This is a genomic window from Yinghuangia seranimata, assembly GCF_029953285.1.
Lineage (GTDB): Bacteria > Actinomycetota > Actinomycetes > Streptomycetales > Streptomycetaceae > Yinghuangia > Yinghuangia seranimata.
Genome location: NZ_JASAOI010000044.1, coordinates 64,207 through 89,680 on the forward strand (window position 1 = coordinate 64,207; position 25,474 = coordinate 89,680).

The following is a 25,474-nucleotide window of genomic DNA, read 5'->3' on the forward strand; positions in this document are numbered from 1 at the left end:
CAGCACATGAGCGTCCGCTCGGGGCAGTAGTGCCCGGAGCGGATAACCGTCGGCCCGGGGCACTAGTCTTTTCCTTTTTGCCCTACCTGTACGAGGAGCCAGCCCGATGCCCCTGCCCCCTGCCGGGCAGCAGCCGCCCAGCGTCCCCGCGGGCGCCGACAGCGCCGACGCGACCGCCAAGGACCGCGAGATCGAGGCGGAGCAGCGGCACGTCGACCGCGCGTACCTGCGCCTGGAGGCCATGCGCGGCGAAGCGCAGGCCCTGCTCCGGGAGGGCTACAAGCAGGCGCAGGTCGGCACCGTCGGCTCCCTGGTCGAACGCGACACCATGGTCTTCCGCGCCGAACTGTGGGCGCGCACCCTGGACGCCGCCGACGACGGGCTCGTCTTCGGCCGCCTCGACCGCACCGACGCAGAGGTGTGGCACATCGGCCGCATCGGTGTGCGCGACGCCGACAGCGAGATCCTCGTCGTCGACTGGCGCGCCCCCGCCGCCGAGGCCTTCTACCAGGCCACGCCGGACAACCCGCACGGCGTCGTGCGGCGCCGCGTGCTGCACTGCCGCGGCCACCAGGTCGTCGACGTCGAGGACGACCTGCTCGACCCCGACAACGCCCCGGACGACCTGGTCGTCGTCGGCGACGGCGCGTTCCTCGCCGCGCTCAGCCGCACCCGCGACGGCAGCATGCGCGACATCGTCGCCACCATCCAGCAGGAGCAGGACGACGCGATCCGCGCCCCCGCCGACGGCTCGGTGATCGTCCGCGGCGGACCCGGCACCGGCAAGACCGCGGTCGCCCTGCACCGCGTGGCCTACCTGCTGTTCCGGCACCGGCAGCGGTTCGGTTCGCGCGGCGTTCTCGTCGTCGGGCCCAACCCGCGCTTCACCGCGTACATCGAGCGCGTCCTGCCGTCGCTCGGCGAGGGCGGCGCCGTGCTGCACTCGCTCGGCGACCTCGTCGACGGCATCAGCGCGAGCTACCACGACACCGCCGACGTCGCGCGCCTCAAGGGCGCCGCGGGCATGGTGCCGCTGCTGCGCCGCGCCGTCGACGAGACGCCCGCGGGCGCCCCCACCGAACTGCGGATCAAGCACCGAGGCACCGAAGTCGTCCTGGACACCGGCACGTTGCGCCGGATCAGGCGGGAACTGCTGAACCGCGCCCGGCGCGGCCCCAACGGGCAGCGCGTGCAGGCCGCCAAGACGCTGCTCGCCGAGCTGTGGCAGCGCCTCGCGTCGCGCGGCGCGGCCCGGGGCGAGAAGGAGGCGTTCCTCGAAGACGTCGCCGCCCGCGACGAGTTCCGCGTGTTCCTCAACGCGTGGTGGCCGCTGACCCGTCCGCTGGACGTGCTGCGCGGCCTCGCCGACCCGGCCCGCCTCGACCGCGCCTCGCGCGGCCGACTCGGCCGCGACCACGTCGAACTGCTCGCGCGCAGCTGGGAACGCACCGCGCGCACCGGCGAGGTGTCCTTCCTCGACGTCGCACTGCTCGACGAAATCGACACGCTGGTCGGCCCGTTGCCGAAGCCGAGGCCGCGCACGCCCGGGCTGCCCGACGAGGACAACCCGTACATCGTCGACGGCTACGACATCTTCACCGGCGAGAGCGTCCGCACCTCCGCGCCGTCCGACGACTTCCGCGAAGTCACCACGTACGCCGACCGGATGGCCCGGCAGCGCGGCCGCGGCGCGCACGACGAGGACGGCGAGCCCGACGAGTTCGCGCACATCGTCGTCGACGAGGCCCAGGACCTCGCGCCGATGCAGTGGCGCATGCTCAAGCGCCGTGGCCCGCACGCCACATGGACGATCGTCGAGGACCCGGCGCAGAGCGCCTGGGAGGACCTGCCCGCGTCCGGCGCCGCGATGACGGACGCGCTTGGCGACCGGCGCCGCCACGAGTTCGAGCTCACCACCAACTACCGCAACCCGGCGGAGATCGCCGCCGTCGCGGCGCGGGTGCTGGTGCGGGCCGTCCCCGGCGCCCGCCCCTCGAAGGCCGTCCGCACCGGCGGCGAACCGCCGCGGCTCGTCTGGGCCCCCGCCGCCGAGTTCGGCGCCGAGGTGCTGCGCGCCGTGAACCGGCTGCTCGACGACGTCGAGGGCACCGTCGGCGTCGTCACCCCGGTCGGCGCCACCGCGCCGCTCGTGGACGCGCTCGCCGGACTCCCCGAGCGCGTACAGGTGATGGACGCGCTCGACGCCAAGGGCCTCGAGTTCGACGCCGCCGTCATCGCCGACCCGCGCGGCATCGTCGACCAGGCGCCCAGCGGCCTGCGGACGCTCTACGTCGCCCTGACCCGCGCCACGCGCAGCCTCGTCGTCGCCGTGCCGGACGGCGACCGGGGATGGGCCGCGGAACTCCTGGGCGTGGCGGCCGAAGAAGGCTGAAAAGGACCAGGGGCGAGCGGGGGAGCAGCAGGAACGAGCGGTAACGCGAACGGGCCCGGGGTCGGTGTCGACCCCGGGCCCGTTCGTGTGCGCGTCAGTGGTGGCGACGCCGAATTACTTCAGCTTGCCCGCGGGCATCGGCGAGTTGTCGTCGTTGCCGACGAAGCACTGCAGCGTCTTGTCGTTGTCCATGATCCAGGACGACGCCGTCGGGTAGACGAACGAGATGTTCAGCTTGTCGGCGTTCGGCTGGCGCTTGATGACGGGGTCACCGTACTCCGAGCACTTCGCCTCGATGTCCTTCTGGTACGACAGCGACGTCGGGGACATCGTCGACGGCATGGTGTACACGCCCACCGTCTCGGCGGCGTGCGGACCCGTGCACGACGTCTTGCTCATCTTCTCGCCCTCGAAGTTGACGCAGTCGCCGACCTTGAGGTCGATGCGGTTGACCTTGTCACTGCTCGCCGAGGGGTTCGCGGTGCCCGGCTTCTTCGTGCCGGTGGAGGAGCCAGAGGGCTTGCCCGCGGGGGAGTCCGTGGACTTGCCCGACGCGGTGGCGTCGGCGCTCGCCGTGGCCGACGACGAGCTGCTGGAACTGGCGGCCTTCTTGTCGTCCTTGCCCAGACAGCCGGTCAGCGCGGACATCGCGACGATGCCGGACGCGGCCACCGCGGTCACGCGAAGAACGGAAGTACGGGTGGAACGGAGAGAACGCATGGGGGACGAAAACCTCTCGTGGTGGATGGGACGCGCAAGAGTCTGCACCACGAGTGATCAGCACAAAGAGGGGGCCCACCCTTGAAATCCGGGGGCGACTGTGGGATGTCGCAGACCATCCGGGTGGGTGTCCTCGAATTTTGTACCACGCTTGTGGCAGAAGCAGTAGAGCTTCGCGTCAATGGCATGCCAGGGCTCAGAACACCGCGAGCGGGTTCACCGGCGACCCCGTCCCGCCCTGGATCGGCAGCGGCGCGGCGGTGAACATGAACTCGTACCGGGACAACTCCCGGCACGCCCGGCTGAGTTCCTCGACCAGCGGAGCGTCCAGCAGAGCAAGCCCCATCGACACCAGCCCGATCTGGTGCAGCGGCGCCTTCATGACCGCGCTCGGGTACGGCATCCGCTCGATGCAGTCGCCGCCGTACAGCGCCACCTCGCGCTCGTACAGCCACTCCACCGCGGACGCGTCCAACCCGGCCCGCAGCGACCGGTCCTCCGGCCCCTCCACCCGCTCGCGGGCGCCCAGCCCGATCCGGACCAACAGCGCGTCGCCCGTGCCGACCTCCACACCGCACACCTGCTCGGCGGCCGCCAGGTCGTCCGCCGTCACGAACACGCCGGGCACCAACCAGTCCACGCCCCGTGCCGCGGCGACGTCCAGCAGCACCCCGCGCGTCACGATCCCACCCCGCTGCGCCGCCACCGCACCGAACGTCAGGCCCCGACCGGCGATCACACAGTCACTCGCCAGCCGGCCGTTGTACATGACACCCTCGAAGTACACGTGCCCGACGGCGTCGACATGCGTCAGACCGAGCCCGTGCGGCACCATCCCGACGTAGTCCAGCGCCGACACGGGCATGTGCGCCTCATATAACAGGTGATGCTGAATAGGCCTGGTATTACCCGCACTTCGATGCGCCGAGAGCGCCTGCCCGAGCGCCACGACACGCCCCTCACGCACGAGCCCGGCCGCCCTGACCCGATGGGCGGACGAGATGTGGTTGAGCGTCCCGAGCTCGTCGTCGTCCCCCCACCGCCCCCAGTTCGAACACCGCGCAAAGATCGCCCGCAACTGCGCCTCATCCGTAACCGGAACCCGTCCCATGCCCCGGTTTGTACGCCGCAGGCCCGGACCAGACAACCCCCGCGGGGGATGGCGGGGCAGGGCGACACGGGGGGCGGGGGGAGGGAAGGGGGAGGCGAACGACCGACGCGCGCGATGACGGGCCCGGTTGCGTCCGTCGAGCCTCACCGCGACTGTGCAGCCTGTGCGTCACACTGCACGCATGGCTACCCGCAGCAGCCCTGCGCCCCAGTCCGACGTCCCCGGCCCGGTCCTCGACACGGGGTGGTTCCTCCTCGGTGCGCCGTGGGACTGTTCCGGGACGGGCCGCGGGGAGCAGTTGGCGCCGGCGGCATTGCGGGACGCCGGACTGGCCGCGTGGACCGGCGCGGCCGGGCATGACGCGGGCGACGCGATGACCGACATCCGAACCACCGACCGCGACCCGGCCTCGGGCGTACGGGCGCTCGACGACACCGTCCGCGCGGCCGCCAACCTCGCGGACGCCCTGCGTGCGGCCCGCCGCGCCCACCCGGGCCGCCGCCCGCTCGTCCTCGGCGGCGACTGCAGCCTGCTGCTCGGGGTCTTCGCCGCGCTGGACGCCGGGACCGGACTCTGGTTCGTCGACGGCCACCCCGACTACGTTGACGGCACCACCTCCGACACAGGCGAGACGGCGGACATGGACCTCGCCGCCCTGACCGGCGCGGCCGAACTGCCAGGCCTGTTCGGGGAGTCCGGGCCACCCGTCCGTCCCGAGGACGTGGTCCTGCTCGGCCACCGCGTCCGAGGGATCGACGCCGCGGCCGCAGCCGAGACCGCCCGCCTCCCGGACCGCCTCCGCCGCCACGACGCCGACGCCGTACGCGCCGACCCCTCCGCCTGCGGCCGCGACGCCGAGGCCCGGCTGCGCGACGTCGAGGTAGGCGTGTGGCTCCATCTCGACGCGGACGTCCTCGACCCGACCGCGCTGCCCGCCGTCACCTACCCCCAACCCGACGGCCCGGACTGGACGCAGATCACCGAACTGCTACGCCCCTTGGGACACTCGCCAGCCCTCATCGGCATGAGCATCGCCGACTACCGCCCCGACCTCGACCCATCAGGAGAAGGCGCCCGTCGCCTGGTTGCCCTACTGGCCGAAGTCCTCCCCGGCCCGACACCGGGCTAGCCGGCGCCGTCGACGAGTGACGCAAGTGTGACGCGAACACCCCCTGATGAGGGAGTTCTGGTGATTCGCATACGTGACGGCACAGTGGCCAGGGGGGTACGGAGGCTGGGCTGTCGCGTTGCGGCGTGGGAGTCGAAGACCATGCACGGTCCCCTGACCTGCATGCCGGCGGTGGCCACCTCCCCCTCCCGATTGTGGATTGTCCGCGCGGCCGGTCGCCTGTCAAGGCGCGGTGGATCAGTCGTCAACAGGTGGCCTGTCGCGTGTCGGGGAGGCGCCTTGACAGGCGCCCGGCCGCGCTTAAAACCGCGGCAACTATCGGGAGGGGGAGGCGGTGTGGAGGCGCATCGGGTGCGTTGCGTCGCCGGGCTGCGGTCCCAGCGTGGTGCCCGCGACCGGTCTTGAAGACCCATGACCCACCCTCACCAGGCCCATATCGGACCAAATGCGGGCATTGTTTCGCTGATTCCCTATTGGCTTTCCGTCAAGAGGCGGATGTGGCAACACATTGCCCGATCCGTCACACGAAAACGGTTTTCAGTAAGCCTCGGTGGCCGCAGCCCCTCGACCGACCCGCCGGCACGGCCGCCCCCGACCGGCACCGCCCGCCCCACCACGCTGGGACCGCAGCCCGGCAGCGCGAACCCGGACACGCGCGCCTTCACACCCCGCGCCCCTCCCGACAGCTGCCGGGTTGTCTGCGCGGACGGGCGGCTGTCAAGCCGCCCCCACCAGCACGCGACAGGCCACCTGTTGACGACCGGTCCACCGCGGCTTGACAGCCGTTCGGCCGCGCGGACCATCAAAAATCGGGAGGGGCGCCAGGACACCGCCGACAGCCAGGTCAGGAACGGTGCAGGCAAGGACCCCACGCCGCAACGACGCAGGCCCAACACGCCCTACCGCCAAGCCCCCTCGTCGAGCCACGAGGCAATCGACGCCGCAACCCGCTCAGGGTGCGTCAGCGGGCCGAAGTGGGCGAGGTCCGGGTGGACTTCCAGCCTCGCGTTCGGGAACTGCTCCGCGAGGCGGCCGAAGCGTCCCGACGGGGTCTCGACCCCCTGCACCAGCACCACCGGGCAGTGCACCTTCGCCATCGCCTCGAACACGTCGGCGACCAGCGACGACACGTACACCTGGGCCTCGTCGAGCGGCCGGCACTTGAGGCGGACCCCGTCGCCCTCGTCCACGAACCCGTGGTCGACGTACGCCGCCAGCACCTCCGGGGCGAACGCGTCCATCGGCGGCTTGGACGCGTAGTTCCGGTACGCCTCGGCCCGGTCGGGGAACACCGCACGGCGTCGCTTCGTGGGCTCCACCAGCGGGTTGGACTGCACCTGGCCGGCAGCCGGCGGCGGGAAGGCGGCCGGCTCGTACAGCCACAGCGACCGGAACGTCCCCGGACGCGCCGCCTCCGCCAGCACCAGGGCCGCTCCGCCGCAGGAGTGGCCGACGCCGACGACCTCGCCGTCCCGAGCCTCCGTCGGCAGGCCGTCCACGACAGACAGCACGTCGTCGCCGAACGCCGACCACGGAAAGTCGTAGCCCTCGGGCATCCGCGTGTCCCCGTGCCCCCGCAGGTCCACCGCATGCGCGTCGACGCCGGTCAGCCGCCGTACCGTCGGATCCCACACACGCCCGTGGAAGCCGGTCGCATGCGCGAAGACCGCCGTGACGTCAGCGGGCGCGCCGCCTGTGCTGAACCGATGTACCGCAGGCACCACAGCGTCCCCAATTTTCATAGACCAAGTCAACCATCCCGCGCACGGGACCCACGCACGGGGCTCGCGCGCGACCCACGCACGGGGCTCGCACGCCGCTCCGAGTCGCCCCCGTCGCGCGACACCGCATCCCCCACCCGTCCCGTAGCGTTGTCCAAGCGTCCGCCGACCGTTCCAAGGGGGAGTGTCAGCCGTGGGTGTGTTCGAGATCGGCAACGCGGGGAGCCGCGACCTGGCGATGATGACCGGCTGGGCGGTCGACGAGGGCTGGAACCAGGGCCTCTCCGACCGGATCCCCTTCGCCGCGGCCGATCCGCACGGTTTCCTGGTCGGGCGCCTCGACGGTGAGCCGGTCGCGTGCGTCTCGGCGGTCCGCTACGGGGCCGACTACGGCTTCCTCGGCTACTACATCGTCCGACCCGAGCTGCGCGGCCAGGGCTACGGCATGCGGATGTGGCGTGCCGCGATGGAGCGCCTCGAAGGCCGCACCGTCGGCCTGTGCGGTGTGTTCGCCCAACAGGACAACTACCGCAAGTCGGGCTTCCAGGCGGCGTGGGACGCCGTCGGATTCGTCGGCACCCCGCGTCCGGCGGGCCCGCTGCCCGACGGCGTCACCATCGTCGACGCCGGAACCCTCCCGTTCGCCGAACTCGCCGCCTACGACCGGCGGTTCTTCCCCGCCCCCAGGGACGCCTTCCTCGCGACCTGGACCACCCTGCCCGACCGGACCACCCTCGCCGCCGTCCAGGACGGGCGCATCAGGGCCCTGGGCGTCATCCGCCCCGGCAGCGGCCCCATCCGGATCGGCCCGCTGTACGCCGACACGCCCGACCTCGCGTCCGCGCTGCTCCGGGCGCTGGGCGCGGCCATGCCCGGCGAGATCACGGTCGACGTCCCCGAAGCCAACGCGGACGCCATCGCCGTCATGGAGGAGTGCGGGCTCCGCGAAACGGGCCGGATGGCGTGGATGTACCGCGGCGAAGCCCCCGACGTCGACGTGCCGGGCTTCTACGGAGTCACGAGCTGCGAACTGGGATAGCCCGCGCGGTGAACCACGTGCGGTCGTCGGTCAGCCACCGGTCGAACGCCAGTCCCGTCGCCCCGAGATCCGCCGAGAGCTCGTCCCCGTCGACCGGATGGCGGCTGAACTCGTGCGTCCACGTGAGGTCGCCCACGTGGTAGTCGATCACGACGTCGACCCGCGGGCCCTCGCGGTGCACCGACCTGATCACCCGTCGGATGCCGTCGTGGTCCCGCGACCCGGGCTCGACGGTGGCGAACCACGTGGGGTCGGCCCGCTGCACGACCACCCAGCCGTCGGCGACGACGTGCCGGCGGCAGGTGGCGAGGAAGGCCCGCCGCAGCTCCGCGTCCGCGTTCAGCATCGTGCTGGCCAGCAGGACCACGTCGAACGACCGCCCCAGATCCAGCCCTTCGATCTCGGCGCACTCCGTCGGCAGGTCGGCGACGCGAGCAAGCATCGCGGGGGACTCGTCGACGCCGAGGACCGGATGGCCCAGCGCGGCGAGCGGCCGCAGGATCCGCCCCGTCCCGCAGCCCAGTTCGAGGATCGACGCGCCCGGCGGGACGGCATCGTGCACGATGTCGGGCTCGCCCATGACCGGCAGCAGCGTATAGAACTCGACCGCGCACCCGTCCGGAGTGATCTCGCCCGGACCGGCTCCGTGCTGCGAACTCGTGCCCATTCCTGGCCCCTTCCGCGACGGTCAACCAGCCCGCCAACGAACGGGCGGGCGCGGGCGTTCCGGAGCGCCGGGACAGGCCTGTCCCAGAACAGGCCCGCCACCCCGGTCCGCAAAGTCCTCCGCGTCTTACCGCGCTACCGCGACACGCAGAACTCGTTCCCCTCGATGTCCGCCATCGTCGTCCACACCGACGGCCCGACGCGCCCCTCGTGGAGGACCGTCGCGCCGCGGTCGACCAGCCGCGCGACGACGTCCTCGCGGGGATCGTCGCCGACCCGCACGTCGAAGTGCATGCGGTTCTTGACCGTCTTCGCCTCCGGCACCAGCTGGAACAGCACCCGCGGCGCCCGCTCCAGCCCCTCCGGGTGCCGGATGGCCTGCCCGACCTTCCACACCAGCACGCCGTTGTGCGTGATCGTGTCGTCGTCGCTCGCGTGCCCGGCGGCGACCAGGCCGCGGATCATCGCCTCGTCGCTCGGCTCGACGTCCCAACCCAACGTCTCCGCCCACCAGTCGGCGAGCGTGTGCGGGTCGGACGCGTCAATGGTCACCTGGAAGTAGTACGCCATGCCGGGCACGCTACCCATCGCCCCCGCCACGAGTCGGCCGCCGCGCCGGCTCACCGCCGCGGGTCACGCCCCGAGAAGGCGGCCAGCGCGTCGTACACCGGGGCGTCGTCCGCGACCTCGACCTCCAGGCCGATGTAGCCGCCACCCGCCTCGCCGCGCATGGACGGGACGACGTTCTCCCGGCTCCACCGCAGCGTCAGCGCGCCGACCTCCTCGTCGAGTCGCGTCGGCGAGTCGATCGCCCGCGCGATGTCCCAGGCGCGCAAGGCGAGTTCGGTGGTCTGCTGCATGACGGCCCACCGGCCCGGCACCGCACCGAACGGCAGCTTGTGCGGTCGGTCGAGCGCACCCGGGCGGTGCCAGACCTCCGTCAGCCGCGCCGCGGCCGCGTCGAAGGCCGCCGCCCAGTCCTCGCCGACGGCGTCCCCGACCCCGGCTGCCGCGCTGCCGTCCCGGCCCTCCGTCACGGCGGCGAAACGGGTGGTCTCCTCCACGACGTGCCCGACGAGCTGCCGGACGTCCCACAGCGCGCACGGCGTCGGCAGCCCGCCCTGCTCGGGGCGGATCTCCCGTACCAGGTCCGCGAGTTGCCGCACGGCCCGGTCCAGCACCACGACGTCGTCCTGACTCCGCTCCACGTCCGCCCCCTGGCTCGTCTGACGGGTGCACCAGCACCCGAATGTCACCAGGAAGACTCCTGCGGCCTCACAAACTCATCGCTGCCGGACCCGCCCGTGTGTCCTCCCGACACCACGAAAAGCGCTCCTCTACCCTCAAACCATGATCAACGGTGCGCACGTCATCCTCTACAGCCGCGACGCCGAAGCCGACCGGGCCTTCTTCCGCGACGTCCTCCGCTACCCGTACGTCGACGCCGGGCACGGCTGGCTGATCTTCAAGGCCCCGCCGACCGAGCTCGCGATGCACCCCACCGACGACGCGCCGTCCTGCGACCTCTACCTGATGTGCGACGACCTGGCCGCCACCACCGAGGACCTCGTCGCGCACAACGTCGAGATCACCAAGTCCCCGGAGAGCGCGGGCTGGGGGCTCGTCACGGCCTTCCGCCTCCCGGGCGGCGGCGAAGTCGGCCTGTACCAGCCGCGGCACCCGCGCGCGACCGACCTGCCCTGAGCCGTCAGGTGCCGGTGGCCTCCCAGGCCGCCAGCACCTCGGTTCCGGTCCGGTACAACTCCATCAGCAACGGGCGCAGCGCCAGCCCGGCGGCGGTGAGCTCGTACCGCGTGCGCACCGGAAACCCGGCGAGCCGCACACACCCGACCAGGCCGCGGTCCTCCAGCTCGCGCAGGCGTTCGGTGAGCACCTTCGCGCTGAGCTCCGGCAGCCGACCGCGCAGATCGCCGAACGAGCAAGGCCCTTGCATGAGTTCGCGCAGCACCAGGGTCGTCCAACGGCCGGACACCGCCGCCAGCGCGACCTCGACCGGACAGCCGGCCACCGGCCGCACGGTCCGGCCCCGCGGATCGGGCACCAGCTCGGTGTCCCAGGCTCCGGCGGCGGCGGCGGTCCCTCCGGGCTCGACAGATGTGCTCATCCGACGAGTCTCGCACGACGCCGCCGCGCGGCCGGGTGTCGTGACACGCGCGGTCTCCGCTGCTCACAGCCTCGTCGGTTTCCGTTTGGTGACCCTCGCAACGACCGACTTTGCTGACGCCATGACCCAAGAACACGGCACGACAACAACCCCGTTCGCCCTCACGACCCACGCCGCCGACCACCCCAAGGTCTTCGAAGCCGCCTTCAACTCGGGCGACCCGGCCCTTGTCGCGACGGTCTACGAGGACACCGCCACCTTCGTCCCCACTCCCGGCACCGCCGTCACCGGCCCGGAACTCCACGCGGCCACAGCCGACTTCCTCGCCCTAGGCCTCCCCATCTCCGTCCACCTCCGGCACTGCTACACCGCAGGCGACCTCGCCCTCCTGATCGCCGACTGGACCATCACCGGAACCACCCCCACCGGCGCGCCGATCCACCTCACCGGCACCGCCACCGACGTGGCCCGCCGAGGCCCCGACGGCCTCTGGCGCTACGCCATCGACAACCCCTTCGGCACCGCCACGCCCGACAACTGACCCCTCCCCAGACAAACCCCGTGGCATCAGCGCACCCCCTCGGTATGGTCGGCCAATGCCCGAGCTGCAACCGCTCCAGGCCGGCCACGCCGAGGCGGTCCTGGCCTTCGAACTGGCAAACCGCGCCTACTTCGCCGCCTCGATCTCCGACCGCGGCGACGCCTACTTCGACCACTTCGCCGACCGCTTCGACGCCCTCCTGTCCGAGCAGGAGGCCGGCGTCTGCGCCTTCTACGTGCTCGTCGCCGACGACGGCTCGGTCCTCGGCCGCTTCAACCTCGTCGACCTCGAAGACGGCACCGCCGAACTCGGCTACCGCGTCGCCGAACACGCCACCGGCCGAGGCGTGGCCACCGCCGCCGTCCAACACCTCTGCCACCTGGCCGCAACCCACCACGCCCTCCACACCCTCCGCGCCGGAACCTCCCCCCAGAACCTCGCCTCCCAAAGAGTCCTGACCAAAGCAGGCTTCACCCCCACCACCCCGCCCGCCCCGGCCGGCAAAGCAGACACCTGGTACGAGCGCGACCTGACGGCCTAGCCGCACCGCGCGGCCCACCGCCCGAAGGCCATTCGCGCGGATCGAGGTGTGGACGGCAGCCCCGGAGCGGGCGCGAGGAAGGATGGCTCAGGTGGTGAAGTCTTGGGGTGCCGGCGCGTACGACAACGAGTCCGCCCAGTCGATCGTGTCCCAGCTCGGGTACTTCGGCCAGGCAGCGCGCATCGACGCCGTTCGGGTGCTCCTCGACGATGTGCTGGAGGATCCCGACTGCGTACTGGACACCAGTGGCGCGGAAGCCGTGGCCGCCGCGGCCATGGTGGCCGGCCGTTGCGCCGGTGGTGAGCGGTACGTTCCCGACTTCGGTCCGACCGGCGGTGGACTGCCGGACTTTCCGCGCGAGTTGTACGTGCGCGCCGCTCAAGCCCTGGACGTGGTTCTGGGGCCCGGGTCGGACCTCGCTCGGGACTGGGCGCTCGCGGACGGCGGTGGGGCTTGGCGGCGGGAGGTTGTGCGGATGCGTGATCTGCTCCGTTCGAGCGGCGACAACCGGTGAGGCGGGCCAGGGGTCTCCGGTCGGCGGTCAGGTGGTGGCGGTGGGCCGGTCGGGGTCGGTGGTCGGGATCGGGAGTTGGTTGAACATGTAGTAGATGGCCAGGGCGCCGTGGAGGAACAGGGTGCCTACGGGGGTGACGAAGGCCAGGCCGACGGTTACCGGGTAGAGGATCATGCCCAGGCCGAAGCGGAATTGGGTGGCCTTGGCGGCGGCGCGGTCGACTTCGGGGCGGAAGAGGTGGCCGGTGCGGGTCACGTACCACCAGAAGAGGGAGAACGTCAGGGCGTGGGCGACCATGAAGCCGCTGTAGATGGCCACGGCGATGCGGGCGTTGTGGCCGTCGCGGAGGTAGTCGGCGACGAGGGAGGTCGGCCAGGGGAGGGCGCCGACGACGAGGAGCAGGAGGAGGTTGAGGAACAGCAGGGGACGGTCGACGCGGGCGATGTGGCCGAAGACCTGGTGGTGGTTGGTCCACATGATGCCGATGACGAAGAAGCTCACGACGTACGCGGCGTAGGACGGCCACTGGTGGCCTAGCGCCGACCACAGCGACTCGCCGGGTTCGGTCTCGGGGACCTTGATCTCGAGGACGAGGAGCGTGATCGCGATGGCGAACACGCCGTCGCTGAAGGCTTCGACGCGGCTTGACTCGTTCACGGGGGACCTCTTCTCCCGGCGGCTCGACTGCGGTGGTCGTGCGCAAGTCTGCGGGATTGTCGCCCCCGTGTGCTGGACTGGGCGCATGGAGTTTTCGCGGTTTGTCGAGTGCCTCGGGGACGATTTCGCGCTGCTGCGGGCGGCGGTCGCGGTGGACGTGGCGCCGACGGTGCCGACGTGTCCGGAGTGGACCGTCGCCGATCTGGGCCGGCACGTCGGGCAGGTGTACCTGCACAAGACGTCGATCATGCGGGACGGCGCCGAGCCGGATCCGTGGCCGCCGGAGGGGCTGGACGAGGAGGAGCCGCTCGCCCTGCTGGACCGGACGTACGCCGACCTTGTCGAGCAGTTCGCCGCGCACACGCCGGAGGACCGCGCCCAGACCTGGTACGGCCCCGACCAGACCGTCGGGTTCTGGATCCGGCGGATGGCGCAGGAGACGGTCGTGCACCGGATCGACGCCGAGCTGGCGGTGGGGAAGGACGTCTCCCCGGTGCCGGACGACCTCGCGGTCGACGGTGTCGACGAGCTGCTGCGGATCTTCGTCGGCTACTACGTGCGCGAGTGGCCCGACCACTTTGGGAGCGTGCTCGCGGGCTCGCCCGGGTGGACCTGTGCGCTGCGGACCACCGACGGGTCGGCGGCCTGGACGGTCAGGACCGGCGCGGGGTGGTTCGACGTCGAGGACGGTGTCGCGGAGACGGTCGACGCCACGGTGATCGCCGAGCCACAGGACCTGCTGCGCTGGGTCTGGAACCGCGAGACGCCGGGGGAGCAGACCCGGGTGGTCGTCGAGGGGGAGCAGGCGGCGGTCGAGGAGATGCGGGCCTGCGTCGCCAAGTCGACTCAGTGAAAACGAGAAAGACGGCCGGTGGTGGACACAGGGGTGGTCCGCCACCGGCCGTCGGCCGGAGGGAGGCTCAGTTCGCGCTGCGCTGCGGCCGCAGCGCGGCGAGCTGGGCCTCGAAGGGGATCAGCTCGGGTTCGGCGGGTCGGGGCGACGGCGCCCGGCCGGTCAGGAGTCCGGCCAGTTCGCCGGCGGCCCGGGCCACGCGCGTGTCCAGGCCGTCGGTGTTGCCCCAGTCCTCCGACGCCGCGTAGACCGAGGTCGGGACGACGACGGCGTGGAGGTAGGTGAACAGCGGGCGGACCGCGTGCTCCAGGGCGAGGGAGTGCCGCGGGGTGCCGCCGGTCGCACCGATGATCACGGGCTTCCCCGTCAGCGCGTCCGGCTCGATCAGGTCGAAGAACGACTTGAACAGGCCGCTGTAGGACGCGTTGAAGATCGGGGTTACGGCGATCAGGGCGTCGGACGAGACGACGGCGTCCAGCGCCTCACGGAGCGACGGCGGCGGAAAGCCGGTCACCAGGTGGTTCGCGATGTCCTTGGCGTGGTCCCGCAGTTCGATGACGCGCAGGTCCGCGCCGTCGACCCGGTCGCCGACCGCCGCGGCGAGGCGGTCGGCGAGCAGGCGGGTGGACGACGGCACGCTCAGCCCCGCCGTGACGACGACGATGTTCACGCCGAGACTTCCTCGACATCACGCGACCCGGCGGCCACGCGCGCCGCGTGCGTCGGCGCGTCCGGAACCGTCGACGGACGTCCGGACGCCATCTCCGCGCGCAGCGTCGGCAGGATCTCGCCGAGCTGGTCGAGCTGCTCCAGCGCGGTCTTCAGCGGAAGTCCGGCGTGGTCGACGAGGAACAGCTGCCGCTGGTAGTGGCCGAACGACTCGCGGAAGGTCAGCGTCTTGTCGATGACCTCCTGCGGGCTGCCGACGGTCAGCGGGGTCTGGTCGGTGAAGTCCTCGAGCGACGGACCGTGCCCGTACACCGGCGCGTTGTCGAAGTAGGGCCGGAACTCCCGTACCGCGTCCTGGGAGTTCTTGCGCATGAAGAACTGGCCGCCGACGCCGACGTACGCCTGCTCCGGCGTGCCGTGCCCGTAGTGTGCGTACCGGTCGCGGTAGAGCCCGATCAGCCGCTGGAAGTGCTCCTTGGGCCAGAAGATGTTGTTCGCGAAGAACCCGTCGCCGTAGTAGGCGGCCTGCTCGGCGATCTCGGGGGACCGGATCGAGCCGTGCCACACGAACGGCGGGGTGTCGTCGAGCGGACGCGGCGTCGAGGTGAAGGACTGCAGCGGGGTGCGGAAGCGCCCCTCCCAGTCGACGTTCTCCTCGCGCCAGAGCTGGTGCAGCAGCGCGTAGTTCTCGATCGCGAGCGGGATGCCCATCCGGATGTCCTTGCCGAACCACGGGTACACGGGCCCGGTGTTGCCGCGTCCGAGCATCAGGTCGACGCGCCCGTCGGCGAGGTGCTGGAGCATCGCGAAGTCCTCGGCGATCTTCACGGGGTCGTTCGTCGTGATGAGCGTCGTGGACGTGGACAGGATGATCCGCGAGGTCCGGGCCGCGATGAAGCCCAGCATCGTCGTCGGGGACGACGGTACGAACGGCGGGTTGTGATGCTCGCCGGACGCGAACACGTCCAGCCCGATCTCCTCGGCCTTGAGCGCGAGGGCGACCATCGCCTTGATGCGCTCGTGCTCGGTCGGCGCGCGGCCCGTCGTCGGGTCGGGCGTGACGTCGCCGACGGTGAAGATGCCGAACTGCGTGCTGGTCGTGCTCATGGCCGGAACTCCCCTGTGCGGTGATGGTTGAATCTTAAACCATCACCCTCAAGGGCGTCGACCTCCGGGATATTCCCGGGTCGGCGGGACGTGCCCCGCCGACCCGGAAACCGCAGGTCAGAGCGCTGCCGGCCTCAGTAGCGGGTGCCCTCGGGGGCCGGCAGGGCGTCCAGCTCCGCCAGGTCGTCCGCGGTCAGCACGACGTCGGCCGCGCCCGCGTTGTCCGCCAGGTACTTCGGCGTCTTCGTGCCGGGGATCGGGATCACGTACGCGCCCTGCGCCCGCACCCACGCCAGCGCGACCTGCGCCGGCGTCACCCCGAGCCGGTCCGCGATGCCGCGCACCGCCGCCACGATGGCCTGGTTGGCGGCGATCGTGTCCGCCTGGAAGCGCGGCAGCGAACGCCGCCAGTCGCCCTCGGGCAGGTCGTCGACGGTGGCGAAGTTGCCGGTCAGGAAGCCGCGGCCGAGCGGCGAGAAGGGCAGGAAGGCGATGCCCTCGGCGTCGCAGTAGGGGAGCACGTCGGCGAGCGCGTCCCGCGTCCACAGCGACAGCTCCGACTGCACGGACGCCACCGGGTGCACGGCCTGCGCCCGCTTGATCTCGTCCACGGTCACCTCGGACAGGCCGATGTGCCGCGCCTTGCCCGCCGCGACCACCTCTGCCAGCGCGCCCCACGTCTCCTCGATCGGCACCTCGGGGTCGACGCGGTGCAGCTGGTACAGGTCGACGTGATCGGTGCGCAGGCGGCGCAGGCTCTCGTCGATCGACGCGCGGACGTGCTCGGGGCGGCCGTTCTTGATCAGGCTGCTGGTGCCGCTGCCCAGGCCGCCGTCGGCCAGCTGCAGGCCGACCTTCGTGGCGAGGACGACACGGTCGCGGACGCCCTCCAGGCCGCGGCCGACGACCTCCTCGTTGGTGTACGGGCCGTACACGTCCGCCGTGTCGATCAGCGTCACGCCGAGCTCGACGGCCTGGCGCAGTACCGACACCGAGACCTCGTCGTCGCGTCCCGACGGGTCGTACGCGTGCGTCATCCCCATGCAGCCGAGCCCGATCGCGCCGACCTCGGGTCCGGTGCTGCCAAGTGTGGTGGTGATCATCAGGCGTGCTCCTCGCTGTGGTGTCGCGGACGGCGGTGCTCGTCGCCGTGTCGTGCCGGCGTACGACGCACAGCCTGCCGCTTGGAGTGCGCTCTAATACAAGGGGGATTTCCGTCGGCCTGCCGACGGTCCTAGGGTGCCCGGATGATCTTCTCGCGCGGAGCACAGCCGGAACCGCTCGCCGACCCGGTCCCGTGGCGGGACGTCACCAGGTTCACCGTCGGCACCGTGGAGCGCCCGCAGTCGCCGTCGCGGAAGCGCGCGGTGGTCGGGCCGCTCGCGATCCGGGTGCCGTCGGGCAGGGTGCTGTACACGCCGTGCGCGTACGTCGTCGGCGACCGCGAGCTCTACGAGGACCACCCCGGCCACCAGACGCTGATCTGCGCGCTCGACGCACCGGTCGAGGCGGAGAGCGGCGAACGGGTCCACATCGTCCGGGACGCCGCGGGCACGGCACTCGGCAGCCTGCACCGGGTTCCGCCCAAGCACCGCCTGGCCAGGCACACGTGGCGCATCGAACGGCCGGACGGCGCGCCGGTCGTCGGCCGGCCGCCACGGCTCAGCGTGGGGGAGAAGGCCGCCGGGCTCGGCGTGAAGGCGTTCACCGGGGCGCTCCAGATGGTCGGCGACATGGGCGCGGAAGGCGGCGACCAGGGCCCGCGCCCGAAGCGGGCGAGCGCGCGTGAGCTGGAATGGCGCGTCGACGGCGGCCGTCGCGCCGGCCGTCACGACGGCCAGGACAGCGACGTGGGCAAGGTGGTGATGGCCAGTCAAGGGGCGGACCTGGTCAAGGTGTTGGATGACGGCTTCGATCGGCGCCTGGCGTTCGCGTTCGCGCTGATCGGTGACAACTGACCCTCCCCACCGCGGATCACCGCGCTCGCGCAGAGCGAACAGCGCATTCGGGATCAGCAAGGGGAGCAGGGCACGGGTGCGGGTTACGTTGGGCGGGTCGTAACGCAGTGCAGTCGGCCGGGCGGCGCCACGGTGTCGCCGGGACCGCAGAACGGAGTCAGCCGTGCCCGTGCCGCTTCCCACCCCCGACGAGGTCGACCTCGTCCCGCCGACCGCCGAGGAGGTCGCCGCCACGTCGCGCGCGATCGCGACCGCGGTCGCCGTGGACGGCGAACTGAGCGCCGTGCAGCGGCTGTTGCTGGAAGCCCTCTACGTGTCGATGACCGGCCACCCGGCGGCCGTCGAGGGCGACGCGATCGACGCGCGCGGGCTGGGCGAACTGCTGCGCCGCCGCAACGCCGCCTTCCGCGGCCGGATCCTCCAGGTCATGCTGCTGGGCGCGCTCGTCCTCAACCCGCTGCCGGAAGAGGTCATCCAGCGCGTCGACGAGTGCGCGCGCGAACTCGGCGTCGACGACGGCATGTTGGAGGTGGCGCGCAGCTACGCCCACGGCAACGCCGCGCTCGCCGCGTTCGACTTCGAGCGCAACGGCTACACCGCCGAGTGGGACACGCAGGGCAACGAGGCCCTGCACACCGCCGAGTCGCTGCCCGAGGCGTGGGCCCAGGCCGTCGACGACCCCGAACTCGCGGCCCGCTGGAAGGCGTTGGAGGAGCTGCCGAAGGGCACGATGGGCCGCGGCATCACGGACTTCTACCGCGCGCGGGGCTTCACGTACCCCGGCCTGCCCGGCTCGGCGCCGCCGCTGCTGGCGCAGCACGACTGGGTGCACGTCCTCGCCGACTACGGCACCACCGTCGAGTCCGAGCTCGAGGTCTTCGCGTTCATCGCGCGCGCCAACGACGACCCGCGCGGCTTTTCGCTGCTGGCCATGGTCGTCTCCCTCTTCGAGACGGGCGCGCTGGCCACGGGCGCGGGTCTGTTCGAGGCCGACCCGGGGCACCTGGCGAAGAGCGGTATGGCGGTGCGGGTGGCCGACGCGATGCGGCGCGGGGCGCTGTGCGCGGGCAGCAACGACTTCATGAGCGTCGACTGGTTCGCGATCGCCGACCAGCCGATCGAGAAGCTGCGCGGGCACTTCTGCGTCCCGCCGAAGTCGGCGGACGCGGTCGCGGCCGGCGCGGTCGGGCCGTGGGACGCGGGCGGCATCAGCCCCTACCAGCTGGGCGCGGGCCAGGAGTTGGCGGCGCGCGAAGGCCGGGAGTACGACTCGTTCGGGGCGTCGGTCGAGTAACCGACCCTCCCTGGCGCGCGAATCGGCGGCGCGGTGCCTTCGGGCCCGTGCCGCTTCGGCGTTTCGGCTGCGTGCGTCACACCCCGAGCCCCGGCCACCCGCCTTCCCCGGGCTCGCACTTGTCGCCGATGGTCTCGCACCAGCGCCGGACGACGGCGCGCTCCTCGTCGGTGAAGCCGGTCTCCAACTCCGCCTCGCGCCGCTGCACGGCCGCATGGGCCCCGGCCAGCACGGCGCTGCCGGCGTCGGTGATGTGCAGCTGCTGGGTACGGCGGTCGGCCGGGTTGGGTGCGCGGGTGAGCAGGCCCCGGCCTTCGAGGGCGGTGAGCATCTCGTTGGCGGCCTGGCGGGTGCTCGCGACCTTGCGGGCGATGTCCGAGTTCGAGCAGCCGGGGTTGCCGGCGACGATCAGGAGCGTCGCGTACTGCGGGCTGGTCAGCCCGTACTCCTTGAGCTCGACGCTGATCGCGGAGCGCATGGACAGCCACGTGCGGCGGACCATGAAGCTCAGCGACCCCATGTCCTCGGCCTTCAACGCCATGCCGCTCCGCCTTTCGTCGTGCCGTGCCCGCGAGCGCCCCCGCGAATCCTATTGACAGGTTCCTGACAATCTGGCGAGACTTCATCCGTCAGGTACCTGTCAATTCTACGCCCGCCCGAGAGATCGGAGCGAGAGGGTGTCCTCTCCGTCTGCGCCCGTCCGTCCCGCCGCCCGGCAGCGCCTCGTCCTGTGCGTGCTCGTGCTCTCCCAGCTCCTCATCTGGATCGACAACACCATCCTCGGCGCCGCGTTCGAGACCCTCGCCGACCCGCGGCGCGGCCTCGGCGCCACGCCCGACCAACTCCAGTGGGCGTCCGGCGCCTACACGCTGGTCTTCGCGACGTTCATCTTCACCGCGGGGGCGATCGGCGACCGGATCGGACACCGCAACGTCCTCGTCGCCGGGATGGTGGTGTTCGGGGCGTCGTCCGTCTGGGCGGCCTACCCCGCGGACGCGGACCAACTCGTCGCCGCCCGCGCGGTGATGGGCCTCGGCGGCGCCCTCATCATGCCCGCCACGATGGCGATCCTGACCCTCACGTTCACCGGGCCCGCACGGGCCGGCGCGTTCGGGGTGTTCTCCGCGGCCTCGGGCATGGGCATCGCGGCCGGGCCGGTCCTCGCGGGCGTGCTGCTGGGCAGCTTCTGGTGGGGGTCGATCTTCCTCGTCAACGTTCCGGTCGCCGCGATCGCGGCCGTCGCCGCCCTGCGCCTGCTGCCCAACCACCGCAGCCCCGACCCGCGCCGGTTCGACGTCGCCGGGCCGCTGCTGTCCATCGCCGCGCTCGGGCTGCTCGCGTACGGGCTCATCCGCGCGGGGCAGGTGGCCTCGTGGAGCCGTCCCGACGTGTGGGCGCCGGCAGCGCTCGGACTGCTCCTGCTCGCCGCCTTCATCCGCCTCGAACTCCGGCTGGCCGCACCGAGCTTCGACCCGCGGCTGTTCCGCGACCGGACCTTCGCCATCGGGCACGTCGCCCTCGCCCTGCTGTTCATGGCCCTCACGGCGTCGTCGTTCTACTTCGCCTTTTACATGCAAGGCGCCCGCGGCTACACGCCGTTGGGCGCGGCGATGGTCGGACTCCCGCCCGCCGTGGGCGTGATGATCGGCGGTCCTGTGGCGAACCGCCTCATCCAGCGTGTCCCGCTGCGGATCATGGGCACCGTCACGCTCGCCGTGACCACGGTGACCATGGGGGCCGCTGTCTGGTACGGGCTCGACACGCCCGTCCCGGCGGTGATGGTCGTCGGTTTTGTCCAGGGCCTCGCCATCGGCATGACGATCGCCCCCATCACCGTGACGGTCATGGGAGGCCTCCCGCCGGAGCGTGCCGGCGCGGGCTCGGCCGTGAACAACACCGTTCGCCAGGGCGGCAGCCTGCTGGGCGTGGCGCTCGGCGGCACCGTGATGTCGATCGTCTACCGCGACACCATCCGCCCCGACCTCGCCGACGCCCCCGCCGCGCTGCGCGACAAGGCCTCGACCTCCGCCGAACTCGCCCGCGCCGCGGCGGCCGAGGCGCACCGTCCGGACATCGTCCAGGCGGCCGACCATGCCTTCATGCACGCGATGCATACGACGAGCGCCTTCGTGGCCGCGACGGTCGCCCTGGCCGCCGTCCTGATGTGGACCGGCCTCCGCCGGCGCGGCGCCGACCACCCGGCCGCCCAGGCCGCCGATTGGCCCGCACAGGAGGCGATCGCCGAACCGACACAGTGACGCAGTGACGCAGTGACGAGAGCGGGGGCCTTCGGGCCCCTGTTCTCGTTTTCCGGCCTCGTAAAAGTGATATCACTTTGCTACTCTCATGAAGTCAGGTAAGCCAGGGGAGGCCACCATGAGCACGCACAGTCCCGAGATCGCGGTCGAGATGCCCGAGCCGCAGATCCGGGAGCGGGAGATCCACGGCGTCGGCGGGCTGTCCGCGCTGGTCGTGGGCATCGTCGGGATCCTCGGCGCGGTCGCGCTGTTCGTCGCCGGCGGCACCGTCGACGGCGGGGCGCGGGGCGGGCTGATCGCCGCCGGCGTCGTCGTGGTGCTGGTCGCGCTCGTCGGGCTGTGCGGGCTGACCACCGTCGCACCCGGGCAGGCCCGCGTCGTGCAGCTGTTCGGGCACTACAAGGGGACGCTCCGCACCGACGGCCTGCGCTGGGTGAACCCGTTCACCGACCGCAGCCGGATCTCCACACGGATAAGGAACCTGGAGACCGCGACCGCGAAGGTCAACGACAACGACGGCAACCCGATCGAGATCGCCGCGGTCGTCGTGTGGCAGGTCAAGGACACCGCGCAGGCGGTCTTCGAGGTCGACGACTTCGAGGAGTTCGTCGCGATCCAGGCCGAGACCGCGGTCCGGCACATCGCCAACAGCTACCCGTACGACAGCCACGGCGGCGAAGGCCTGTCGCTGCGCGACAACGCCGACGAGATCACCGCCAAGCTGTCCGCCGAGATCGCCGCACGCGTCGAGTCGGCCGGCGTGCGCGTCATCGAGTCCCGCATCACGCGGCTCGCGTACGCGCCCGAGATCGCGCAGGCCATGCTGCGCCGCCAGCAGGCCGGCGCGGTCGTGGCCGCCCGCAGCAGGATTGTCGAAGGCGCCGTCGGCATGGTCGAACTCGCCCTCGGGCGCCTCGAGGAGGGCGACCTCGTCCAGCTGGACGACGAGCGCCGCGCCGCGATGGTCAGCAACCTGCTCGTCGTGCTGTGCAGCGAGCAGGCCACACAACCGGTCGTGAACACGGGTTCCCTGTACCAATGACGGAACGCAAGAAGCTCCTGCTGCGCCTGGACCCGGCCGTCCACGACGCGATCGCCCGCTGGGCGGCCGACGAACTGCGCAGCACCAACGCCCAGATCGAGTTCCTGCTCCGCCGTGCGCTCGGCGACGCGGGGCGGATGCCGGGCGACGCGCGGCGACCGGTCCGACGGGGCCGGCCGCCCAAGCGGCAGGAGCCGCACGAGGGCCCCGACGGGGGCCCGGACGGGGGTGAACGGGGAGATGGCGGACACGATCCCGGCCGTCGTGGTGGCGGTGACGCTGGCCATGACGACAGGGACACTGGTGATGTCGACACGGTGGGCGAATGAGCGGATCACGAAGGTCCTCCGCCGCGCCGCACCCCGGAACCACCCCGCTGACACCATTCCGCGAGACGGGAGACGGGGCCATGCCCGCACGTTCTGACGAACCCACCCTCACCCAGCGGGTCCTGCTGCTGGCGTACCGCGCCGACAAGGAGCGCATCTCCGGCGGCTCCCACCTCGGCGTCACCCTGCAGGCCGTCGCACTGCAGTCCCTCCTCGACCAGGGGCTCGTCTCCGACGAGCGGGGGAAGGTCGTGGCCGAAGGCGGCCGCCGCGCCGCCGCGCAGGACGCCCTCGAGGCGGCGCTGTACACGCGGATCACCGAGTCCCGCCGCCCCCGTTCCTGGCAGCACTGGGTCAAGACGCGCGAGCACACCGCCAAACAGCTCGTGCGGACCGACGCCGCCGAGGCCGGGCTGATCAAGCTGACCGAGGCCCGGATGCTCGGGATCTTCCCGTACACCCGGGCCAAGCTGCGCCAACCGGCCCCGCGCCGCGCGGCGGCCGACGCGATACGCGACGCGCTGCGCGCCACGACGCCGGTCGCGCGCGTGCCGCGGGACGCCGCCGTGCTCGCCGTCCTGGTCCACCACGGCGAACTGCCGACGGTCACGACGTTCAGCGAACGCCGGGCCAACCGCGCCCGGATCGACGAACTCGCCGCGCGGCTCGGCAGCCCCGTGCCGGAAGCCCTGCGCAAGGCCGTGCGCGACGAGAAGGCCTCGCACGGCGGGGGCTGACGGCGGCTGCGGGGCTCAGGACGACTCGGCCGGCCAGTCCCACATCGGCACCTCGCGCAGCGGGTGCAATTGGTCGTCGGTCTCTGCGTGCGAGTTCTGCACCGCCACCTCCGAGCCGAACTCGACGTGCTCGCGCAGCGCCTGACGGAACGGCGGATCGTCCGGCAGACCCGTCTCGTCGGCCGCCGCCATGTACAGGTCGACGAACCGTTGGCGCTGCTCCTCGGTGATCTTGTGGCCGCGGTGCGCCGCGATCAGGCCCAGGAAACCGCCCATCTCGCGTGAGAACGTGTCCGGGCCGCCGAAGGCCTCGGCCGTGAACGCCGTCAGGTGGTCGACGTGATGGGGCTTTCCGGCGCCGAATAAGGGCTGTAGCAGCGGGTCCTTGAGGATGCTGGCGTAGAAGACGTCGTTGAAGCGGTGCAGGGCCTCGTGCCCGCCCGCGTGCTCGTAGAGGCTCTCCATGCGCCCAGTCCTACCCGCCGACCGGCGGCCAACCAAGCGGGTGAGCGAGAAATCGCCGTCGGCGTAATCCCGGACGGTCGCGACATCAGCCGGGTGGGCGTACCGCCGCCCCGGCCGGCGGTACGCCCACGGCCCCTCCTCAGACGGCCGGCTCCACCTCAGCGAGCGGCGCCGACCGAGGGGCCGCGAACCGCCGCGCGACACAGCTCGCGCAGCGGAGCCGTCACGGACTGCGGACGCTCCGTCAGGACCATGTGCCCGCATCCGGGTTCGATACGCAGCTCGGCGTGGGACAGCTCCGCCGCGAGCCGCTTGCTGTGCCGGACGGGGGTCAGCTTGTCGCGGTCGCCGACCACGATGTGCACCGGGACGTTCGCCATCGCGCCCAGCCGACCGGCCTTGTCGTGCGCGGCGATCGCGGGGAAGAAGCCGCACACCGCCTCGGGCGACGTGTTGTAGAGCATCCAGGCACAGGACCGCACCGCGGCCTCGTCCGCGGCCGGGCCGAACAGGCCCTGCTTGACCGCCGCCAGATGCGCCTTGGTGTGCGGCCCGGGCAACACCCGCCGCCCGCGCGCGAACACCTCGGGCCGACGCTCGCCCAACGCGAAGAACCGCAACGCGCCCCGGGCCCGCAGCCGCTCCCGCAGGGGGAACGGAGGCTCCAACGGCGCGAGATCGCCGGCCGACGTGGCGACCAGCAGCACCCCGGCGATCCGCGGCCCGAACAGCTCGGGATACGCGGCCGCCAACGCCATCGCGGTCATCCCGCCCATCGAATGCCCGCCGAGCACGACGGGTCCGCTGGGAACGGTCGCGTCCAGCACGTCGAGCAGGTCCTCGCCCAACTGGTCGATCGAAAACGGCCGTGCCAACCCGGACGTCGAACGCCCGTGCCCCCGCTGGTCATACGTGACAACCCGCACCGGCGGCAGCCCGTCCCCGCCTTCGGCAAGAGCCCGCGCGGCCCCGGCCCACGCCCCGTGCGTGAGCGTCCACCCGTGGGCGAGCACAACGGTGAGCTCCGCGTCGGCGGGCCCGTACTCGACGACATGCAACAGGGCCGCGTCGCGCGTACGCACGGAGTGGATCCGCCGGACGGGAACGATGGAACGGTACGAGGACGAGGCGGACGCGCCCTCGCCGCCAACGCCGCCCCGCCCTGTCCCGGCACCATCACGCGCGACCTGCGCGGGAAGGACCGCAGCGGCGGCCGACACGAGCTGCTCCGCAGCGTCGGGGACCGGTTCGTGGATGGACCCGGCAGGCTGCGCAGCGCCGTCGGTCGCGGCCGTAGCTTCGCGGGGTACCGACGTCACCGACGTTTCCGCGCCCGTCGTGCCGGCCGTACCTGCGGCGGCCAACGGCTCGGCCGCGGCCAACGGTTCGGCCGCGGGCTCGCTCGGGGGTGTCGCGCGCTTTGGGACCGGGGCGGCCTTCTTCGGGCGGTTGGCCGCGCGGGGCTTCTTGGTGGGCTTCGGCGCATCCGGCGTGGTCTGTGCCGTGCGCGACTCGGCCGTCTGCTGTTCCGCGCCCGTCGCCTCGGACGGCTCGTCGGAGTCTGAGGCGGGCGGCGTGGTCTCGTTCGTCATGGGTCTCCTCGTCG

Annotated in this window: 28 protein-coding genes; 14 read left to right on the top strand and 14 right to left on the bottom strand. The window is 72.0% G+C overall.

Annotated features, from left to right (window positions below; translation table 11 throughout):
• The first annotated feature begins 106 nt into the window (after positions 1-106).
• A complete protein-coding gene (locus QI554_RS26935) occupies positions 107-2,392 on the top strand; it encodes a HelD family protein (protein WP_281473164.1) in 2,286 nt (761 codons plus the stop codon).
• 114 nt (positions 2,393-2,506) lie between these two features.
• On the opposite strand, the gene QI554_RS26940 is transcribed toward QI554_RS26935, so the two are convergent.
• Complete coding sequence (locus tag QI554_RS26940) at positions 2,507-3,073, bottom strand: hypothetical protein (RefSeq protein WP_281473166.1); 567 nt, start codon at positions 3,071-3,073, stop codon at positions 2,507-2,509.
• A 235-nt stretch (positions 3,074-3,308) separates the two neighbouring features.
• Positions 3,309-3,977, bottom strand: coding sequence for a cyclase family protein (locus QI554_RS26945; protein WP_281473168.1), 669 nt, complete (start codon positions 3,975-3,977; stop codon positions 3,309-3,311).
• Positions 3,978-4,404: 427 nt separating this feature from the next.
• Here QI554_RS26945 and QI554_RS26950 point away from each other — a divergent pair, with 427 nt between their 5' ends.
• Positions 4,405-5,352: an arginase family protein gene (locus QI554_RS26950; protein WP_281473170.1), complete on the top strand. Its 948-nt coding sequence runs from the start codon at positions 4,405-4,407 to the stop codon at positions 5,350-5,352.
• An 899-nt stretch (positions 5,353-6,251) separates the two neighbouring features.
• Here QI554_RS26950 and QI554_RS26955 read toward each other — a convergent pair.
• On the bottom strand, positions 6,252-7,073 hold the full coding sequence (locus tag QI554_RS26955) for an alpha/beta fold hydrolase (protein ID WP_281473172.1): 822 nt from the start codon (positions 7,071-7,073) through the stop codon (positions 6,252-6,254).
• 238 nt (positions 7,074-7,311) lie between these two features.
• On the opposite strand from QI554_RS26955, the gene QI554_RS26960 reads away from it, so the two are divergent.
• On the top strand, positions 7,312-8,112 hold the full coding sequence (locus QI554_RS26960; protein WP_425528064.1) for a GNAT family N-acetyltransferase: 801 nt from the start codon (positions 7,312-7,314) through the stop codon (positions 8,110-8,112).
• Here the strand turns inward: QI554_RS26960 and QI554_RS26965 are convergent.
• The 3 genes from QI554_RS26965 to QI554_RS26975 form a co-directional block, all read right to left on the bottom strand.
• Positions 8,090-8,779, bottom strand: coding sequence for a class I SAM-dependent methyltransferase (locus QI554_RS26965; protein WP_281473176.1), 690 nt, complete (start codon positions 8,777-8,779; stop codon positions 8,090-8,092). The two genes, QI554_RS26960 and QI554_RS26965, sit on opposite strands and share 23 nt — an antisense overlap.
• Before the next feature lie 134 nt (positions 8,780-8,913).
• The gene (locus tag QI554_RS26970; protein ID WP_281473178.1) at positions 8,914-9,348 is read right to left on the bottom strand and encodes a VOC family protein; all 435 of its coding nucleotides are present in this window, start codon (positions 9,346-9,348) and stop codon (positions 8,914-8,916) included.
• Positions 9,349-9,398: 50 nt separating this feature from the next.
• Positions 9,399-9,986, bottom strand: a complete 588-nt coding sequence (locus tag QI554_RS26975; RefSeq protein ID WP_281473180.1) for a TIGR03086 family metal-binding protein — start codon at positions 9,984-9,986, stop codon at positions 9,399-9,401.
• A gap of 142 nt (positions 9,987-10,128) precedes the next feature.
• Here QI554_RS26975 and QI554_RS26980 point away from each other — a divergent pair, with 142 nt between their 5' ends.
• A complete protein-coding gene (locus tag QI554_RS26980) occupies positions 10,129-10,482 on the top strand; it encodes a VOC family protein (protein ID WP_281473182.1) in 354 nt (117 codons plus the stop codon).
• Between the two features lie 4 nt (positions 10,483-10,486).
• Here QI554_RS26980 and QI554_RS26985 read toward each other — a convergent pair whose 3' ends face one another.
• Complete coding sequence (locus QI554_RS26985; protein WP_281473184.1) at positions 10,487-10,903, bottom strand: winged helix-turn-helix transcriptional regulator; 417 nt, start codon at positions 10,901-10,903, stop codon at positions 10,487-10,489.
• A gap of 121 nt (positions 10,904-11,024) precedes the next feature.
• Between QI554_RS26985 and QI554_RS26990 the strand changes: the two genes are divergently transcribed.
• From QI554_RS26990 to QI554_RS27000, 3 genes are all read left to right on the top strand, one after another.
• The gene (locus QI554_RS26990; protein WP_281473185.1) at positions 11,025-11,444 is read left to right on the top strand and encodes a YybH family protein; all 420 of its coding nucleotides are present in this window, start codon (positions 11,025-11,027) and stop codon (positions 11,442-11,444) included.
• Positions 11,445-11,499: 55 nt separating this feature from the next.
• Entirely contained in the window at positions 11,500-11,985 is a 486-nt protein-coding gene (locus QI554_RS26995; RefSeq protein WP_281473187.1) for a GNAT family N-acetyltransferase, read from the top strand.
• Positions 11,986-12,067: 82 nt separating this feature from the next.
• Positions 12,068-12,499, top strand: a complete 432-nt coding sequence (locus QI554_RS27000; protein ID WP_281473189.1) for a DUF4259 domain-containing protein — start codon at positions 12,068-12,070, stop codon at positions 12,497-12,499.
• Between the two features lie 27 nt (positions 12,500-12,526).
• Here QI554_RS27000 and QI554_RS27005 read toward each other — a convergent pair whose 3' ends face one another.
• On the bottom strand, positions 12,527-13,156 hold the full coding sequence (locus QI554_RS27005; protein WP_281473190.1) for a TMEM175 family protein: 630 nt from the start codon (positions 13,154-13,156) through the stop codon (positions 12,527-12,529).
• Between the two features lie 85 nt (positions 13,157-13,241).
• Here QI554_RS27005 and QI554_RS27010 point away from each other — a divergent pair, with 85 nt between their 5' ends.
• The gene (locus QI554_RS27010; RefSeq protein ID WP_281473191.1) at positions 13,242-14,009 is read left to right on the top strand and encodes a maleylpyruvate isomerase family mycothiol-dependent enzyme; all 768 of its coding nucleotides are present in this window, start codon (positions 13,242-13,244) and stop codon (positions 14,007-14,009) included.
• A gap of 67 nt (positions 14,010-14,076) precedes the next feature.
• On the opposite strand, the gene QI554_RS27015 is transcribed toward QI554_RS27010, so the two are convergent.
• The 3 genes from QI554_RS27015 to QI554_RS27025 all read right to left on the bottom strand — a co-directional run bounded on the left by QI554_RS27015 (position 14,077) and on the right by QI554_RS27025 (position 16,888).
• On the bottom strand, positions 14,077-14,679 hold the full coding sequence (locus QI554_RS27015; RefSeq protein WP_281473192.1) for an FMN reductase: 603 nt from the start codon (positions 14,677-14,679) through the stop codon (positions 14,077-14,079).
• The gene (locus tag QI554_RS27020) at positions 14,676-15,785 is read right to left on the bottom strand and encodes an LLM class flavin-dependent oxidoreductase (protein ID WP_281473194.1); all 1,110 of its coding nucleotides are present in this window, start codon (positions 15,783-15,785) and stop codon (positions 14,676-14,678) included. Before QI554_RS27020 ends, QI554_RS27015 begins: the two co-directional genes overlap by 4 nt.
• A 134-nt stretch (positions 15,786-15,919) precedes the next feature.
• Positions 15,920-16,888, bottom strand: coding sequence for an aldo/keto reductase (locus tag QI554_RS27025; RefSeq protein WP_281473196.1), 969 nt, complete (start codon positions 16,886-16,888; stop codon positions 15,920-15,922).
• Between the two features lie 144 nt (positions 16,889-17,032).
• On the opposite strand from QI554_RS27025, the gene QI554_RS27030 reads away from it, so the two are divergent.
• Both QI554_RS27030 and QI554_RS27035 read left to right on the top strand, forming a co-directional pair.
• Positions 17,033-17,743 (top strand): hypothetical protein, encoded by a 711-nt coding sequence (locus tag QI554_RS27030; protein ID WP_281473198.1) that lies wholly within the window; start codon positions 17,033-17,035, stop codon positions 17,741-17,743.
• A gap of 163 nt (positions 17,744-17,906) precedes the next feature.
• Positions 17,907-19,037, top strand: a complete 1,131-nt coding sequence (locus QI554_RS27035; protein ID WP_281473200.1) for a hypothetical protein — start codon at positions 17,907-17,909, stop codon at positions 19,035-19,037.
• A 76-nt stretch (positions 19,038-19,113) separates the two neighbouring features.
• On the opposite strand, the gene QI554_RS27040 is transcribed toward QI554_RS27035, so the two are convergent.
• A complete protein-coding gene (locus QI554_RS27040) occupies positions 19,114-19,578 on the bottom strand; it encodes a MarR family winged helix-turn-helix transcriptional regulator (RefSeq protein WP_281473201.1) in 465 nt (154 codons plus the stop codon).
• 136 nt (positions 19,579-19,714) lie between these two features.
• Between QI554_RS27040 and QI554_RS27045 the strand changes: the two genes are divergently transcribed.
• The 4 genes from QI554_RS27045 to QI554_RS27060 all read left to right on the top strand — a co-directional run bounded on the left by QI554_RS27045 (position 19,715) and on the right by QI554_RS27060 (position 23,403).
• Entirely contained in the window at positions 19,715-21,295 is a 1,581-nt protein-coding gene (locus tag QI554_RS27045) for an MFS transporter (protein ID WP_281473202.1), read from the top strand.
• Positions 21,296-21,413: 118 nt separating this feature from the next.
• A complete protein-coding gene (locus QI554_RS27050; protein ID WP_281473204.1) occupies positions 21,414-22,337 on the top strand; it encodes an SPFH domain-containing protein in 924 nt (307 codons plus the stop codon).
• Positions 22,334-22,666 carry a type II toxin-antitoxin system antitoxin gene (locus QI554_RS27055; protein ID WP_281473206.1) on the top strand — a complete coding sequence of 111 codons (333 nt, stop codon included), beginning with the start codon at positions 22,334-22,336 and terminating at the stop codon, positions 22,664-22,666. Before QI554_RS27050 ends, QI554_RS27055 begins: the two co-directional genes overlap by 4 nt.
• 80 nt (positions 22,667-22,746) lie before the next feature.
• Entirely contained in the window at positions 22,747-23,403 is a 657-nt protein-coding gene (locus QI554_RS27060) for a GOLPH3/VPS74 family protein (RefSeq protein ID WP_281473207.1), read from the top strand.
• Positions 23,404-23,418: 15 nt separating this feature from the next.
• Here the strand turns inward: QI554_RS27060 and QI554_RS27065 are convergent, their stop codons facing one another.
• Together QI554_RS27065 and QI554_RS27070 are read right to left on the bottom strand one after the other, a co-directional pair.
• Entirely contained in the window at positions 23,419-23,868 is a 450-nt protein-coding gene (locus tag QI554_RS27065; RefSeq protein WP_281473210.1) for a group II truncated hemoglobin, read from the bottom strand.
• Between the two features lie 158 nt (positions 23,869-24,026).
• A complete protein-coding gene (locus tag QI554_RS27070; protein ID WP_281473212.1) occupies positions 24,027-25,460 on the bottom strand; it encodes an alpha/beta fold hydrolase in 1,434 nt (477 codons plus the stop codon).
• Between the last annotated feature and the right edge of the window lie 14 nt (positions 25,461-25,474).